Raw genomic sequence first — 15,420 nt, forward strand, 5'->3', positions numbered from 1 at the left:
GGATATCAATATAACAACCTGATTATACAGGGAGTGTCAAGCCGCACCAGCACGGGCGACCACCCTGGCCACATTGCCAGACTCACCAGATTCCAACCAGGTCAGGTCGGGCCAGCCACGCAACCAGGTCATCTGACGCTTGGCCAGCTGACGGGTGGCCACGATGCCACGATAACGCATCTCATCATATCCCACTTCCCCTGCCAGGTAGTCCCACATTTGGCGGTAGCCAACGCAACGGATAGCTGGCAGATCCGGGTGAAGATCACCCCGCTCATAGAGCGCCCTGACCTCCTGTTCGAACTCCCCTTGCAGCATCTTGTCAAAACGCAGCTCGATGCGCTGATGCAGCACGGCGCGATCGCTCGGCGCGATGGCAAACTGGTGCACCCGGTAGGGCAAGCCTTCCCCCTGCACCTGGGTCAGTTCGGTCAGCGTCTTGCCGCTGATGCGGTAGACCTCCAGCGCCCGGCTGAGCCGCTGCGGGTCGTTGGGGTGGATGCGGGCGCCGGCCACAGGATCGATGCGCACCAGCTCGTCGTGCAGGGCTTGCCAGCCGAGGCGGGCGGCCTCTGCCTCAATCTCGGCGCGAATGGCCGGATCGGCGGAGGGCAACGGAGAGAGCCCCTCCAGCAGCGCCTTGAAGTAGAGCATGGTGCCCCCCACCAGCAGCGGGATGCGGCCGCGGTCGGCGATCTCTTTCATCTCCCGCAGGGCATCACGGCAGAAATCCGCCGCCGAATAGCTCATGGCCGGATCCAGGATGTCGATCAGGCGATGCGGAGCCTGGGCCAGCTCGGCGGCAGTGGGCTTGGCGGTGCCTATGTCCATGCCGCGATAGATGAGCGCGGAGTCCACGCTGATGATGTCGCAGGGCAGGGCCTGGCACAGAGCGATGGCGAGATCCGTCTTGCCGGAGGCCGTCGGCCCCATCAGAAAAATTGCAGTCGGCAAGTCAGCCACTTTCATGTTCCTCTGGCACGGTCGCCTCGTCGGGAGGCGTACCATGCAAATAGCTATCAATGAATGGAAGCGGTCAGCCCCGGCGACTCAATCGCCTTGTGCAAACCCCTCCAGCACGGCCGCCAACGACAGAGGGCGCACCATGCGAATGTCTGCCAGTTGGTCACTGAAATCGGTCACAAGTTCCGTCAGCAGCCGGCTGGCCGTTGAAAAATCATATATTTTCTCGGTGCTTATCCCCTGCTCCACCAGCCACTGGCATAGTACTTCAGCCTGCTGGCCGGCATCACTGTCAGATCCGCTCTCGACCAATTGCAGCAATTCGGGTAAGAGACGCACCAGATCGGTCTGGCGCAGCAAGGCGGGCACCCTGGTCAGGATCATGGTGTCGCGCCCCCCGCTTTTCAACTCCAGCCCCATGCGTTTGAGCAAACGTTCCTGCTCCTGAGCCAGCGCGATCAGGTTCTTTGGCAACTTGAAGGAGACCGGCAGCAGCAGGGGTTGCGCCGCCAGCCCCTGCCCCCAGGTCTCCAGCAGCCAGTGGCGCAGCAGCACCCGCTCGGCCCGCACCAGGGAGAGCAGCGCCAGTTGTCCCTCCCGCTCGATCAGCAGATAGGCCTGCTCCACCAGGGTCAGGGCGCGAGTCCCCTGGGGCGACGGACCGGCCGGGGTGACGGGGGCGGTCTGGGGCGCCTCTCCCGCTACCGGCAGGGTGGTGAGCAGGGCGCCCATGCCGCGCATCGCCTCCCGGCTGGGGGGCTCGGGGAGCTGATAGTTGCCCGCGCGGCCAGCACCTTCGCGCACGGCGCCGCCATCCCGCGTCTGGACAGGGGCTCTATAGCTGTGCTCGGCACCGTACCACTCGGGGCGCGGCGCCTGGCCTGGATACTCTATCTGCGGGCTGGTCGGCAGCTCGACCAGGGTCTCGGCGAGCGGCTCGTCCTGCTCGCCGGCTCCCGCCCCTTCCCGGCGCAGGGCGGTAAAGAGCGCCTGGAAGATGAAGTCGTGAATGAGCCGCGCCTGATGGAAACGCACCTCGTGCTTGGCGGGATGGACGTTCACATCCACCTGACGGGGATCCAGCTCTATGTAGAGCACATAGGCGGCGAAGCTGCCGGCGGGCAGCAGCTCGTCATAGGCCTGGCGAATGGCGTGGTTGATGAGCTTGTCGCGCATCATGCGGCCATTCACATAGGTGTATTGCAGATCGTTTTGCGGTCTGGCTCCTGCGGGCAGTGCCAGCCAGCCCCACAGGCGCACGTCGCTGTGCTCGCTCTCCACCGCCAGCGCGTGGTGCATGAAGGGGGTGCCGCAGACGGCGGCGAGGCGGCGCTCCTGCTCAGGCACCGTATTGGCGGCCTTGTACTGGCGCACCACCTTGCCGTTGTGGCGCAGGATCAGGGTGATGTCGAAGCGGGAGAGCGCGATGCGGCGCACCAGCTCGTCGATGTGGGCAAACTCGGTCTTCTCGCTGCGCATGAACTTGCGCCGCGCCGGGGTGTTGAAGAAGAGGTCCACCACCTCCACCGTGGTGCCCACCGGGTGGGCGGCCGGCTTGACGGTGACACTCATCTCGCGCCCTTCGGCCTGCGCCTGCCAGGCTTCGGACTGCTCAGCGGTGCGGGAGGTGAAGGTGAGACGGGAGACGGAGCTGATGGAGGCGAGCGCCTCGCCGCGAAAGCCGAGGCTGTTGATCCCTTCCAGATCATCCAGGGTCGCCACCTTGGAGGTGGCGTGCCGCGACAGCGCCAGCACCAGCTCGTCCCTGGCGACGCCGCTGCCGTTGTCACGGATGCGGATCAGCTTGGCGCCCCCCTTGTCGATGTCGATCTCGACCCGGTCGGCCCCCGCATCCAGGCTGTTTTCCACCAGCTCCTTCACCACAGAAGAGGGCCGCTCCACCACCTCGCCGGCAGCAATCTGGTTGGCCAGAATGGGAGGCAATATACGGATCGGCATCACTTACTCCTGAATTTCAATCTTGCGGATGATGAGCCCCTTAACCACCCAGAAGGGCAGCGCCACCACCTCTTCGCCAACCGGAATCTGGTTGGCCAGAACGGGAGGCAATATACGGATCGGCATGGCTTACTCCTGATGGTTTCGCTTGCGGGTCAAGACACGTTCAACACGGGGACGGGCCGCACCACCGCACCTTCGCCAGCAACCATTCGGTTGGCCAGCGTGGCGAAGGCCTGGCCTGAGCGCCAATCCGGACGCCCCTCGGCCCTGCCTCGCCAGCTCCCGCGCGTCAGTTTTGGGGGATATAGAGCACCTGCCCTATCTGGATATCCCGTGACTTGAGCTTGTTGATCTCCACCAGCCGCGCCTGGCTCACGCCGTGCTTCTCGGCGAGGCGGGAGAGGCTCTGGCCTCGGGTGACCACGTGGCGGATCATCCTGGACTTGTCGTTGCTCTGCACGCTTGCGACCGGCACGCTCGGCTCCTTGGCCGCCACCTTGTAGGGTTTTATCACCCCGGCACCTGAGGCGCTGCCGACGCTGCTGACCGGGGCGCCGCCATCGCTGCTGCGGCTCGGCACTGTCGCCGGCATGCGGTTGGTCACCTGCTGCCGGGGCGCGGGGGCGACCGCCGCCTTTTTCGCCGCTGGCTGACTGGCGCTGGCCACTTGCTGCCCCTTGCCCGTCATCATGGGTCCCTTGGTCGGGTGGCTGCGATAATAGCTGCGGATCCCCTCGAAGATGGCGCGGGCAAGTTGATCCTGGTAGCTGGCGGTGGCCAGCAGCTTCTCTTCCGCATGGTTGGAGATGAAGCCGGTTTCCACCAATACCGAGGGAATGTCCGGCGCCTTGAGCACCGCCAGACTGGCGTGTTCCGGCGCCTTCTTGTGCAGCCGGGCCACCCGTCCCATGGAGCGCAGTATCTGGCGGCTCACCTCATAGCCCTCGGCACGGGACTTGTCCATGGAGAGATCGAGGAAGGTCTGCGCCAGATAGGGATTGGGGTCGGATTCGGCCAACACCTTGCCTACCCCGCCCAGCAGTTCCCCCTGCTTCTCCTGCTTCTCCAGCCAGCTGCCCATCTCGCGGTTGGCGCGATTGGTCGACAGCACCCAGACCGAGGCGCCGCGCGGCGTGGAGTTGTGGAAGCTGTCCGCATGCACGGACACCAGCAGATCCGCCTTGGCCTTGCGGGCGATTTCCGAGCGCTTGTTGAGGTCGACGAAGTAGTCACCACGACGAGTCATCACGGCGCGCATGCCCGGCTCGCGGTCGATCAGCGCCGCCAGCTTCTGGGACACCGACAGGGTCACCCGCTTCTCGTAGGTGCGGCGCGGGCCTATGGAGCCGGGATCTTCCCCCCCATGGCCCGGATCGATGGCGATGACGATGGCCTTGCCCTGGCCGCCGACGGGAGCGGGCTGCGCCGTGGCGCCGCCTTTCTCTTCATAGGGCAGATCGATCACCAGGCGATGGCCGTAGGGGCCGGCCGGTGCCAGCGGGAACACCACCGGCTTGATGGAGGAGCTGAGATCCAGCACCAGACGCATGCTGCCCTTTTCAAGGGGCGTGCTCTCGCGGATCTTGCGCACCAGCTCGCTCTTGTTCTCGATGCGAGCCAGGTTGGCGGCGTTGCTCGCCCCCTTGAGATCGATCACCAGGCGGCTCGGGCCGCTCAGGGTGAAGTAGTTGAAATTGGGGGCACTGCTCATGTCGAGCACCACCCGGGTGTTATCCGGCGATGGCCAGACCCGCACACTCTTGAGCTGGTTCGCCCAGGAGGGTAAGGCCATCAGGGAGAGGGCAATAACAAGGATCAAGCGCACTGAGATGACAACCGTTCCAGAATGGCTTCGCCAATAGCAGTGCGGGCCGCAATCAGGGCCTCGCGCTGCTCGTTCACATACGTCAGGGTAATCTCGAGATCGGGGGACGGCAGCCAGCCCTCCCCTTTCTCCGGCCACTCCACCAGACAGAGGGTGTCGGCGCCGAAATAGTCCCGAATGCCCATGAATTCCAGCTCTTCCGGATCCGCCAGTCGATAGAGATCGAAGTGATAGACCTGCCAGTCGGCCAGTTCATAGGGCTCCACCAGGGTATAGGTCGGACTCTTGACCTTACCTTGATGGCCAAGCCCTTGCACCCAGCCTCGGGTCAGGGTGGTCTTGCCGGCCCCAAGGGCGCCGTGCAGAAATACGGTAGTGGCCTGCTGGCACGCCTGCGCCAGACGGCCACCCAGTGCCACAGTTGCTGCCTCGTCCGGCAGTGTCATCATCAAGGTTTTTGCCATGTTCTTCTTGTTACTTGTTACGGTGTCGGATTGACCAGACGGCGGATCCAGGGCAGCAGATCCGATGCCAACATGCCCCGCTCACCCTCGGCGGCGGCCAGGTCGGCGGCCTCTGCGTGGATCACTGCCCCCAGTCGCGCGGCCATGCCGGCAGACCAGCCCTGGGCCAGGAGGGCGGCGATTATACCAGATAACAGATCCCCCATGCCGCCACTGGCCATGCCGGGATTGCCTTCGTCGCAGAGGCTGATGCACTGGCCATCGCAGATAAGCGAGCCCGCCCCCTTGAGCAGCACGACGCCGCCGTATCGCTGCTGCAGCCGCGACACGGCGGCGAAACGATCCGCCTCGACCTCGGCGACGGCGCACCCCAGCAGGCGGGCCGCCTCCCCGGGGTGGGGCGTGAGCACCCAATTATCCTGATGACGGGGTGCCTGCGCCAGCCAATTCAATCCATCGGCGTCCAATACCAGGGGCCCGCTGGCGCTGAGGTGGTGTTCGAACTGGGCCCTTCCCCACTCATCCTGACCGAGCCCGGGCCCCAGCACGCGCACCGTGGCCCACCCCTCGTCCGTCCCGGCCGGGCATCCCATCAGCTCTGGCTGCACCAGGCTGGCGGGGAAGAGTCCGGGTGCTGGCACAGTCGCACCAGACCCGCCCCCGCCCGCAGGCAGGCCTGCCCTGCCAGCAGTATGGCCCCTGCATCCCCAGGTTGCCCCCCACCAGCAGCACCCTGCCGTGCTTGCCCTTGTGAGCCGAGCGGGGACGGGGGGTGAGCAGACTCTTTAGGCGGGGATAATCCAGGCGCTCGGCGGCGGGCACCAGGCCGGCCTCGGGCACCACCCCGAGGGGATCCCAGTCGAGCTGGCCGACGCCGTCCACCCCGTCGGCGGTGAGCATGCCCTGCTTGATGCCGATGAAGCTGAGGGTGCGGGTGGCGTGCACCAGGGCCCCCATGGCGCGGCCGGTGTCGGCATTGAGCCCGGAGGGGAGGTCCACCGCCAGAACCGGGGCATTCAAGCCATTGATTGTTGCGACGATCTTTGTCATTGGCGAGGAGAGGGGGAGCTGGACACCGGTGCCGAGCAGTGCATCTATCACCAGATCCGGCGCAGGGAGCGAGGCCCCCTCGAGCGCATCGGCCATCATCACCTCCCCCCCCGCCGCCAGCCACTCGTCGGCGGCCCGCCTGGCGTCCCCTCTGAGCAGGCCTGGCGCCCGGGCGGCTATCACCAGAGGCTCGAGACCGAGTCGACGGGCGAGACGGGCCAGCACATAGCCATCCCCCCCGTTGTTGCCCGGGCCGACGAAGATCCACCAGTGGTGACTCTGGGGCCAGTGATGGCGGGCATAGCTGCACAGGGCGGCACCGGCCCGCTCCATCAGGGCGTAGAGGGCTTGCCCCTCACGCTCGGCCCAGCGCTGCTCCATCTTGCGGATCTGTTCGGCCCGCCACAGGGGCTGTGCTAGACTGATGCCTTGTTTTTTGCCGATAGCGTCCTCGATACCCTCTACCATGACGGCTCCCCACCTTCATCATCCACTGGCCCGGCACCTGGCCTGGCATATGGCGTGCCATGACGGCACACGGCCCTCGTCACGCTCGGTGCCACGGGCGCCATGCCGCTGCCAGCAGGCAGGTGAGGCACAATGACGGCCGCCGAACTCGCGCAACTGGCCCACGATATCAAGCTCTGGGCACGGGAGCTAGGATTTGACCAGGTCGGCATCACGGACACGGGTCTCGCCCTCGAGGAGCCCAGGTTGCAGGCCTGGCTGGATGCGGGTCATCACGGCACCATGGATTACATGGCGCGCCACGGCATGATGCGGGCCCGGCCCCACGAGCTGCTGCCGGGCACCCTGCGGGTGCTGTCGGTGCGGATGAACTATCTCCCCTTCGAGGCGGGCTTTGCCGCCACTCTGCGCGATCCGACCCTGGGCTACATCAGCCGCTATGCCCTGGGGCGCGACTACCACAAGGTGCTGCGCAACCGGCTCAAGCAGCTGGGGGAGCGCATCGAGCAGCGCTGCCAGGCGCTGTTGCCATCCACGCAGGAAACCCCGGGGGAGTGGCGCCCCTTCGTTGACTCCGCCCCCATACTGGAGCGCCCCCTGGCGGCCAAGGCTGGGCTGGGCTGGGTGGGCAAGCACTCGCTGCTGCTCAACGAGTCGGCCGGCTCCTTCTTCTTTCTCGGGGAGCTGCTGGTCAGCCTGCCGCTGCCCGTCGATGCCCCGGTGGAAAAAGAGCAGTGCGGCAAGTGCGTGGCCTGCATCAACATCTGTCCGACCGGCGCCATTATAGCCCCTTACGTGGTGGACGGGCGGCGCTGCATCTCCTATCTCACCATAGAGAACGACGGCCCCATCCCGGAAGAGTTCAGGCCGCTGATGGGCAACCGCATCTACGGCTGTGACGACTGCCAGCTCATCTGCCCCTGGAACCGCTATGCGGATGCGAGCCCAGAGCCCGACTTCAGCCCGCGCCCCAACCTGCACCGCCCCCCCCTGCTCGACCTGTGGCAGTGGTCGGAGGCGGCATTTTTGAAGCACACCGAAGGCAGCCCCATTCGCCGCATCGGCTATCAGCGCTGGCGCCGCAACCTGGCGGTGGCGCTGGGCAACGGCCCGGCCAGCAGCGATGCCATGGCGGCCCTGCAGCAGGCGCTTCCCGGCGCCGAGCCCATGGTGGCCGAACACATCGAGTGGGCGCTGGCGACCCTGGCAGCACGCCAGGAGAAGGAGAACAAGAAGACCCGTTTGCTGATCCGCTGCATCGAAAAAGGCCTGCCGGATCACGCATAAGCGATCTGGCCCTTGCCGGATGACAGCACTTTTTTCATGCTCTGCCGACCATTGACCATAGGCACAATAAAAGGAAGATTCGGATGCAGATGTTGGGAGTAGATATTGGCGGCTCCGGGATCAAGGGCTGCCTGGTGGACACCGAGACTGGCGAACTGATTGGCGAGCGCCACCGCATCGCCACGCCGCAACCGGCCACCCCGGCCGCCGTGGCGCACACCCTCAAGGCGCTGGTCGAGCATTTCCAGTGGAAGGGCCCCGTGGGGTGCGGCTTCCCCGCCACCATCCACAACGGCATCGCCAAGAATGCCTCCAACATCGACAAGAGCTGGATCGAGACCGACGCCGCCCACCTGTTCGCCGACGTGACCGGCCTGCCCTGCCACGTGCTCAACGACGCCGACGCGGCCGGGCTGGCCGAGATGCGCTTCGGCACGGGCCGGGATCGCAAGGGGGTCATCATCCTCATCACTGTGGGCACCGGCATCGGCACCGCCGTGTTCGTCAACGGCCAGCTGCTGCCGAACACCGAGCTGGGCCACCTCATCCTGGAAGGCATGGTGGCGGAGCACTACTGCTCGGATGCGGTGCGCAAGCGCGAGGATCTCTCCTGGAACCGCTGGGGCAAACGCTTCAACAAGTATCTGGCCCGCCTCGAGTTCCTCTTCTCCCCCGATCTCTTCATCCTGGGAGGCGGCAGCGCCGCCAAGCTCGACAAGTTCATCGACCGGATCGAGACCCGGGCCCCCCTGGTGGCGGCGGCCAACCTCAACCAGGCCGGCATCATAGGGGCCGCCCTCTACGGTGCGGCCCGGCAAGAGGGCTGACCCTCCCCGACAACGCCGCAAGAGGCCCGAGCCGGGCCTCTGCCATGGCGCCCTAGAGATCGTCGAGCCGATGGGCTCCGTGCACCAACCGGGTCAGCCGGGCCTCTGCCATGGCGCGCTAGAGATCGTCGAGCCGATGGGCTCCGTGCACCAGCCGGGTCAGCCGGGATTGCGCCATGGACGCCAGGGAGCTCAGCAGCGCGGCCGTGTCCGGCGTGGGGCACTCCCGGGCCAGGCGCCCCAGTTCGCCAACGAGTTTCTCCTCCTGCCGCGACACCAGGGCCACTATCTCCTCGGGCTGGGCACCGGCGTGCAGAGCCAGACGCTGGCAATCGGCCAGCAGATCCACACCAAACCCCTGATCCAGCCAGGTCTCCTTGACCCCGCTCCCCATCTGCTCCCGATAGTCGTGCAGGTGGGCCGCCGCCGCGTCCTCCCGCCCTTGCAGATAGGCCAGCAACATCCGGCTGCGCTCCCCATCCACCTGGGGGATCAGGCGCCCGTAACTGCGCCCCTGCTGCTGATGCAGTTGTTCGAGGTAAAGCATCAGGTCCTTGATCTGTTGAAATCGCATCTCTGCCTCCTCTTGCCGTCCACCTCCTGCCAGTATAAAAAAACGCCGCGCCCTCCCCGGATAAAAGCGGTCGTTTTTTGTTCTACATCAAAGGGATGGGAAAGAAAAAGAAGAAAACGAGGAGAAAGGGGCAAAGAGATTTCTCCCTGTCATGCTGGCAACTGGCCGCCAGCGCCCAGGGAGAGGTCGTGACAAAACGGGGGAATCATCGAGTTAAGGAGAATTATCCAGGTTATATTCGGACGAGTGATTTCAAATCAGAATCTAATATTGAAGCCGTCGGTTTACCCCTCTTTCCTTAGTCAGCGAGCGGGAATCCTTATCCATTTTTTAGACGTCTAGACGTAGAAACATGCGTTGACACAGCCATCCGGACATCTTAGCATCATCCTCCATGATGGCAGAGCAACCCAGTGAAACCTCTGCCCAATTCACCCGCCTGTAGCGCCCTGTGCTTTAAGGCTGTTAGCACGGAAGAATCCATGATTAAGTTGATCGGTCTCAACAAAGTCTACGGTAAAGGCAGTGACGCCGTGCACGCCCTGCGTGACGTGAGCCTGCATGTGCCACAAGGCAAGATCTTCGGCGTGATCGGCGCCTCAGGTGCCGGCAAGAGCACCCTGATCCGCTGCGTCAATCTGCTGGAGCGCCCCACAGAGGGCCAGGTCATCGTCGACGGCCAGGATCTCGTGGCCCTGAGCGAACGGGATCTGACCCAGGCTCGCCGCCAGATCGGCATGATCTTCCAGCACTTCAACCTGCTGGCCTCCCGCACCGTGTTCGCCAACATCGCCTTCCCGCTGGAGCTGGCGGGCTGGAGCAAGGCACAGATCCAGACACGGGTAGACGAACTGCTGGCCCTGGTCGGGCTGGAAGCCCGTGCCCACGCCTATCCGTCCGAGCTCTCCGGCGGCCAGAAGCAGCGCGTCGCCATCGCCCGCGCCCTGGCTCCGGCCCCCAAGGTACTGCTGTGCGACGAGGCCACCTCGGCCCTCGACCCCCAGACCACCCGATCCATCCTGAGCCTGCTCAAGGAGATCAACGTCAAGCTGGGGCTCACCATACTGCTCATCACCCACGAGATGGACGTGGTGAAGGGGATCTGTGACGAAGTGGCCATCATCAGCGACGGTCGCCTGATCGAGCAGGGAGAAGTGGCCTGGTTCTTCAGCAACGCCAAGACCCAGCTGGCCCGTGACTTCATCCACTCCACCATCCACCTGGAAGTGCCCCAGGAGTACCAGGACAGGATGAGCAGCGAGCGGGTGGCCAACAGCTATCCCCTGGTGAAGCTCGGCTTCACCGGTGCCACCGTCGATTCGCCGCTTATCTCCGAGGTGAGCCGCCGTTTCAACATCGACATCAGCATACTGAGCGCAGACATCGAATACGCCGGTGGCGTCAAGTTCGGCTTCCTGCTGGCGGAGCTGTTCGGGGATGAGGCCCAGTGCGAGGCCACCCAGCAGTTCTTCATCGACAACCACATTCAGCTGGAGGTAATGGGCTATGTCCGAAGCAATGACTAATCTGCTGCGCCCAATCCTCGGCGACTCAGCCATCTTATCCAGCTGGAGGTAATGACTCATGTCCGAAGCCATGATTAATCTGCTCATCACAGCCCTCGGCGACACCCTGATCATGGTGTTTGCCTCCGCCCTGTTCGGCTGCCTGCTCGGCCTGCCGCTCGGCGTGGCACTGCACGTGACCAAGGCGGGCCAGATCCTGGCCAACCCGCTGCTGAACAAGATCCTCGGCATCATCGTCAACGTCGGCCGCTCCGTGCCCTTCATCATACTGCTGGTGGCCATCATTCCGCTGACCCGGCTGATCGTCGGCACCAGCATAGGCACCATAGCCGCCATAGTGCCGCTGACCGTGGGCTGCATCCCCTTCATCGCCCGTCTGGTGGAAGGGGCCCTGATGGAAGTGCCGGACGGCCTGCTCGAAGCCGCCAAGGCCATGGGTGCCAAACCCTTGCAAATCATTGCCAAGGTGCTGCTGCCCGAGGCCCTGCCCGGGATCCTCAACAGCATCATCATCACCCTCGTCACGCTGGTTAACTACTCCGCCATGGCCGGTGCCATCGGGGGGGGCGGCCTGGGCGATGTGGGTATTCGCTACGGCTACCAGCGCTTCGACCCTACCGTCATGCTGGTCACCGTGGTCATTCTGGTGGTACTGGTTCAACTCATCCAGAGCGCGGGTGAGCGCCTGGTCAAACAATGTGATCATCGTTAATCGTCGATTTCTGACAGGAGGTTTTTATGAAATTGGGCATTAAATCCGCTGCGGCTGCGCTGCTGGCAACTCTGGTACTGGTCGGCTGCGGTCAGAAGGAAGAGAGCAAGACCCTGAAAGTCGGTGCCATCGCCGGCCCCGAGACCGAACTGGTCGAGACCGCGGCCAAGGTGGCCAAGGAGAAATACGGCCTGACCGTCGAGATCGTCACCTTCTCCGACTACGTCACCCCGAACGTGGCACTGAACGACGGCAGCGTCGACGTCAACGCCTTCCAGCACAAGCCCTACCTGGATGCCCAGATCCGTGATCGCGGCTTCAAGCTGGTGCCGGTTGGCAACACCTTCGTCTACCCGATCGCCGGTTACTCCAAGAAGATCAAGGCCCTGTCCGAGCTGAAAGACGGTGCCCAGATCGCGGTGCCGAACGATCCGACCAACCTGGGTCGCTCCCTGATCCTGCTGGAGAAGCAGGGCCTGCTGAAGCTGAAGGAAGGCGCCGGTCTGGAAGCGACCGTGCTGGACATCGCCAGCAACCCGCGCAACTTCAAGATCGTCGAGCTGGAAGCCGCTCAGCTGCCCCGCTCCCTGGAAGATGTTGATCTCTCCATCATCAACAACACCTTCGCCGGTCAGATTGGCCTGACCCCGACCGAGAACGGCCTCTTCGTCGAAGACAAGGAGTCCCCCTACGTCAACCTGATCGTTGCCCGCGAAAACAACAAGGACGACGAGAAGGTCAAGGAGTTCGTCCAGGCCTTCCAGACCGACGAGGTCTACAAGAAGGGGACCGAGCTGTTCAAGGGCGGTCTGGTGAAAGGTTGGTAACCACTCACTCTGTAAAAAAGGCCACGTCAAGCGTGGCCTTTTTTTTTGCCCCCGTTATCATAGCCAGAAGCACGGCAACACGAAAAAACAGAACAACAATGAAGAAATGGTATCTGGCCTACTGCAAACCCAAGGAAGAGGCCCGCGCCCGCGCCCATCTGGCGGCTCAAGGCGTCGAATCCTATTACCCCATGGTGGAAGTGGAGAAGCTGCGGCGTGGCAAACGGGTCCCGCAGCGTGAACCCATGTTCCCCAACTACCTGTTCATCTACGTGGATCTGGAAGTGGTGACCCCGGTCACCCTGAAGTCCACCCGCGGCATCAGCCGCATCATTCACTTCGGCAAGGAGTGGAGCCCCGTCAGCAGCCAGCTGATCTACCGGCTGATGAGCCGGGACGACAGCGACGAGGCACGCGCCAGCTATGCCCGCCTGCCGACGCAAGGGGACAAGGTATTGATCGAATCCGGCCCCCTGGCCGGGTTCGAGGCCATCTATCTGGAGCCGGATGGGGAGAAGCGGGCCATCCTGCTGGTCAGCCTGCTCAACCAGGAGACCAGCAGCAGCTTCGACAACCAGGCCTTCCGACGTCTGGACTGAGCCGGCAGCGAGAAGCGCCCCATGCCTGCTGACCTGCCTGCTCAACCAGGAGACCGGCAGCAGCGTCGACCACCGGGCCTTCCGGCGGCTGGACTGAGTCGGCAGCGAGAAGCGCCCTATGCCTGCTGGTCAGTCTGCTCAACCAGGAGACCAGCAGCAGCTTCGACAACCAGGCCTTTCGGCGGCTGGACTGAGTTGGCAGCGAGAAGCGCCCTATGCCTGCTGGTCAGCTTGCTCAATCAGGCAACCGGCAGCAGCGTCGACCACCGGGCCTCTCGATATCAGGAATGAAAACAAGCGGGGCAGGCCCATAGGCCCGCTTGGCTGTCACCCCTGCCCTGCTCAGGCATCCAGCTCGAAGCGGCTGATGGCCGCGGTCAGCTGGCCCGTCTCCCGGGTCAGCCGGGCGGCGATCAACTCTCCCTGCTGGCTGTGTTCGCTGGACTGGTGGCTGAGTCCGGCGATCTCCTCCACCGTGCCCGCCACCTCCTGGGCCACCCTGGACTGCTGCTCGGTCGCGGTGGCGATGGCGGCGAGCTGGCCGCAGAGATCCTGCACCAGCGCCGACATGGCTGCCAGGGTCTCGGTGGCCGAGGCCACGGCCCCCCTGCCCTGCTCCACCAGCAGGGTGCCGCTGCCCACGGTATCCGCGGTCTGCCGGGTCTGCTGCTGTATGCTGGCGATGGTCTGGTTGATCTCCGCCGTCGACTGGCTGGTGCGGCTGGCCAGCTGGCGCACCTCGTCCGCCACCACGGCGAATCCCCGCCCCTGCTCCCCGGCGCGCGCCGCCTCTATGGCGGCATTGAGCGCCAGCAGGTTGGTCTGCTCGGCTATGGTGGCGATCACCTCGGTGACACGGCCCACCTGCTCGCTCTGGCTGCTGAGCAGCGTCATCGCCTGATTGGCCTGGGTGATCATGGCGGCAATCTGCGCCATGGTGCTCCCCATGCGGGCGAGGGCCTGCTCCCCCTGCCTGGCCTGCTGCTCGGTCTGCCGCGCGGCGCCAGCCGCATCTGCGATGTTGCCCGCTACCTCCCGGGTGCTGGCGGACATCTGCTCTATGGCGGCCGCGACCGTATCCAGCCGCTGATTCTGACTCGCCAGATCGTCCACTATGGCATTGGTGGTCTGGCCCACCTCGCGGCCGGCCCCTTCCACCTGCGCCACCGCCCCCTGGATCTCCCCCACCAGCTGGCGCAGCTGGCTCGACATCCGGTTGATGGAGCCGGTCAGCCCGCCCAGCTCGTCCTGGCGCAGCACCGGCAGGGGCGCACTCGGCAGGCGGCCATCGGCGACCTGCCCGGCACGGTTCACCAGGCTGGCGATGTCGCGGGTCAGGCGGCGGCTGAACAGCAGGGCCACCAGGGTGCCGAGCAGGATGACGCTGGTGGTCGCCAGCAGCAGGGTGCGGTGGATGGCCTGACTGGCACCGGCCAGCTTGCCCGCTATCTTGTCCACTTTTCCCCGGGTCTGGGTCACCTGATTCGCCAGCTGATCGGCGAGCCGGGTCAACGCAGGTTCTATGTCGGTGGCCATCAGGTGGTTGGCCTGATCCCAGTCCGGCGCCTGCCGCCTGGCGATCACCTGCCCCACCAGCTCGGCAAAGGGTGCTGACATCTCCTCGAAGAGCGTCCACAACCCCTTCTGCGCCTCGGTGAAGTTGGCCTGCTGCTGTTTCAGCTCGGCCACCCGCTGCAGATGGAACTGGTAGTAGTCCTGGTACTTGTCGCGATACTCCTTGTCCCCCGAGATGAGGAAGTCCCGCAGGGCGGAGAGGGCATTGGCCAGCCCGTTGTAGGCATCCCCCACCTGCTTGAGCAGCAGGCGGCGATCGCCGGGCAGTGCCTCCTGGGGGGTCGCCACCTCTTCGTTGGCGATGGATTGCAGCTGATCGAGGGCCGCCTCCGCCAGGGGGCCTGCCTCCAGCAGCATCAGGGTGTGGGCCGGCAGGTTGTCTTCGGTATGGGCCAGGGCCCACACCTTCTCCTGCGCCCCCTTGAAGCTCTTGAGGGACCGGGTCAGGTCAGGCGTGAATCCCTGCTGCTCTATGGCTCGCCAGGCCTGCTCCCACTCCTGCTTGATGCGCGCACCTTGCGCCGGATCCTTGCCGAGGATGAGGTAGGCCCGCAGGGAGGAGACGGTGGCGATCAGGGCCTTCTGGCTCGCCTCGTCCCGTTGCAGGGCGGGTAGGGCCTGGGCCAGCAAGGCCTCCTGGGAGGCTTCAATCCGGCCTAGCTGATGGTAGACAAGGGCGGAGGAGAGAATGATGAGCAGGTTGATAAAACAGAAGCTCAACAACAGCTTGCTTGATATTTTCATGACCATCCTTGTGTCGC

Annotated in this window: 13 protein-coding genes and 2 pseudogenes; 7 read left to right on the forward strand and 8 right to left on the reverse strand. The window is 64.6% G+C overall.

Going from position 1 to position 15,420, the window contains the following annotated elements:
• Positions 1-36 precede the first annotated feature (36 nt).
• The 6 genes and pseudogenes from miaA to ACWPWQ_RS15810 all read right to left on the reverse strand — a co-directional run bounded on the left by miaA (position 37) and on the right by ACWPWQ_RS15810 (position 6,732).
• Complete coding sequence (miaA, locus tag ACWPWQ_RS15785; protein WP_202047099.1) at positions 37-969, reverse strand: tRNA (adenosine(37)-N6)-dimethylallyltransferase MiaA; 933 nt, start codon at positions 967-969, stop codon at positions 37-39.
• Between the two features lie 81 nt (positions 970-1,050).
• Positions 1,051-2,922, reverse strand: coding sequence for a DNA mismatch repair endonuclease MutL (gene mutL / locus ACWPWQ_RS15790; protein WP_454010225.1), 1,872 nt, complete (start codon positions 2,920-2,922; stop codon positions 1,051-1,053).
• 3 nt (positions 2,923-2,925) lie between these two features.
• Positions 2,926-3,048, reverse strand: coding sequence for a hypothetical protein (locus ACWPWQ_RS15795; protein ID WP_265436001.1), 123 nt, complete (start codon positions 3,046-3,048; stop codon positions 2,926-2,928).
• A 166-nt stretch (positions 3,049-3,214) separates the two neighbouring features.
• Complete coding sequence (locus tag ACWPWQ_RS15800) at positions 3,215-4,750, reverse strand: N-acetylmuramoyl-L-alanine amidase (protein ID WP_319913039.1); 1,536 nt, start codon at positions 4,748-4,750, stop codon at positions 3,215-3,217.
• Positions 4,741-5,214 (reverse strand): tRNA (adenosine(37)-N6)-threonylcarbamoyltransferase complex ATPase subunit type 1 TsaE, encoded by a 474-nt coding sequence (gene tsaE, locus ACWPWQ_RS15805; RefSeq protein ID WP_041206351.1) that lies wholly within the window; start codon positions 5,212-5,214, stop codon positions 4,741-4,743. Before tsaE ends, ACWPWQ_RS15800 begins: the two co-directional genes overlap by 10 nt.
• Positions 5,215-5,231: 17 nt before the next feature.
• A pseudogene (locus tag ACWPWQ_RS15810) lies at positions 5,232-6,732 on the reverse strand (NAD(P)H-hydrate dehydratase).
• Positions 6,733-6,864: 132 nt separating this feature from the next.
• Between ACWPWQ_RS15810 and queG the strand changes: the two are divergent.
• Positions 6,865-8,019: a tRNA epoxyqueuosine(34) reductase QueG gene (gene queG / locus ACWPWQ_RS15815; RefSeq protein ID WP_454010226.1), complete on the forward strand. Its 1,155-nt coding sequence runs from the start codon at positions 6,865-6,867 to the stop codon at positions 8,017-8,019.
• An 83-nt stretch (positions 8,020-8,102) separates the two neighbouring features.
• Positions 8,103-8,846 (forward strand): polyphosphate--glucose phosphotransferase, encoded by a 744-nt coding sequence (gene ppgK / locus ACWPWQ_RS15820; protein WP_139435042.1) that lies wholly within the window; start codon positions 8,103-8,105, stop codon positions 8,844-8,846.
• A 118-nt stretch (positions 8,847-8,964) separates the two neighbouring features.
• Here ppgK and ACWPWQ_RS15825 read toward each other — a convergent pair whose 3' ends face one another.
• On the reverse strand, positions 8,965-9,420 hold the full coding sequence (locus ACWPWQ_RS15825) for a hypothetical protein (protein WP_454010227.1): 456 nt from the start codon (positions 9,418-9,420) through the stop codon (positions 8,965-8,967).
• 482 nt (positions 9,421-9,902) lie between these two features.
• On the opposite strand from ACWPWQ_RS15825, the gene metN reads away from it, so the two are divergent.
• The 5 genes and pseudogenes from metN to ACWPWQ_RS15850 all read left to right on the forward strand — a co-directional run.
• Positions 9,903-10,946, forward strand: coding sequence for a methionine ABC transporter ATP-binding protein MetN (metN, locus tag ACWPWQ_RS15830; protein ID WP_139435046.1), 1,044 nt, complete (start codon positions 9,903-9,905; stop codon positions 10,944-10,946).
• A 58-nt stretch (positions 10,947-11,004) separates the two neighbouring features.
• Positions 11,005-11,658, forward strand: coding sequence for a methionine ABC transporter permease (locus ACWPWQ_RS15835; protein ID WP_025328136.1), 654 nt, complete (start codon positions 11,005-11,007; stop codon positions 11,656-11,658).
• Positions 11,659-11,684: 26 nt separating this feature from the next.
• Positions 11,685-12,485 carry a methionine ABC transporter substrate-binding lipoprotein MetQ gene (metQ, locus tag ACWPWQ_RS15840; RefSeq protein WP_005327312.1) on the forward strand — a complete coding sequence of 267 codons (801 nt, stop codon included), beginning with the start codon at positions 11,685-11,687 and terminating at the stop codon, positions 12,483-12,485.
• Between the two features lie 98 nt (positions 12,486-12,583).
• The gene (gene rfaH, locus ACWPWQ_RS15845) at positions 12,584-13,084 is read left to right on the forward strand and encodes a transcription/translation regulatory transformer protein RfaH (RefSeq protein ID WP_139435048.1); all 501 of its coding nucleotides are present in this window, start codon (positions 12,584-12,586) and stop codon (positions 13,082-13,084) included.
• A 119-nt stretch (positions 13,085-13,203) separates the two neighbouring features.
• Positions 13,204-13,278, forward strand: a pseudogene (locus ACWPWQ_RS15850) (transcription/translation regulatory transformer protein RfaH); the annotation flags it as partial.
• 148 nt (positions 13,279-13,426) lie between these two features.
• Here ACWPWQ_RS15850 and ACWPWQ_RS15855 read toward each other — a convergent pair.
• The gene (locus ACWPWQ_RS15855) at positions 13,427-15,403 is read right to left on the reverse strand and encodes a methyl-accepting chemotaxis protein (protein WP_454010228.1); all 1,977 of its coding nucleotides are present in this window, start codon (positions 15,401-15,403) and stop codon (positions 13,427-13,429) included.
• Positions 15,404-15,420 lie beyond the last annotated feature (17 nt).

The organism is Aeromonas sp. Marseille-Q7275, assembly GCF_965119515.1.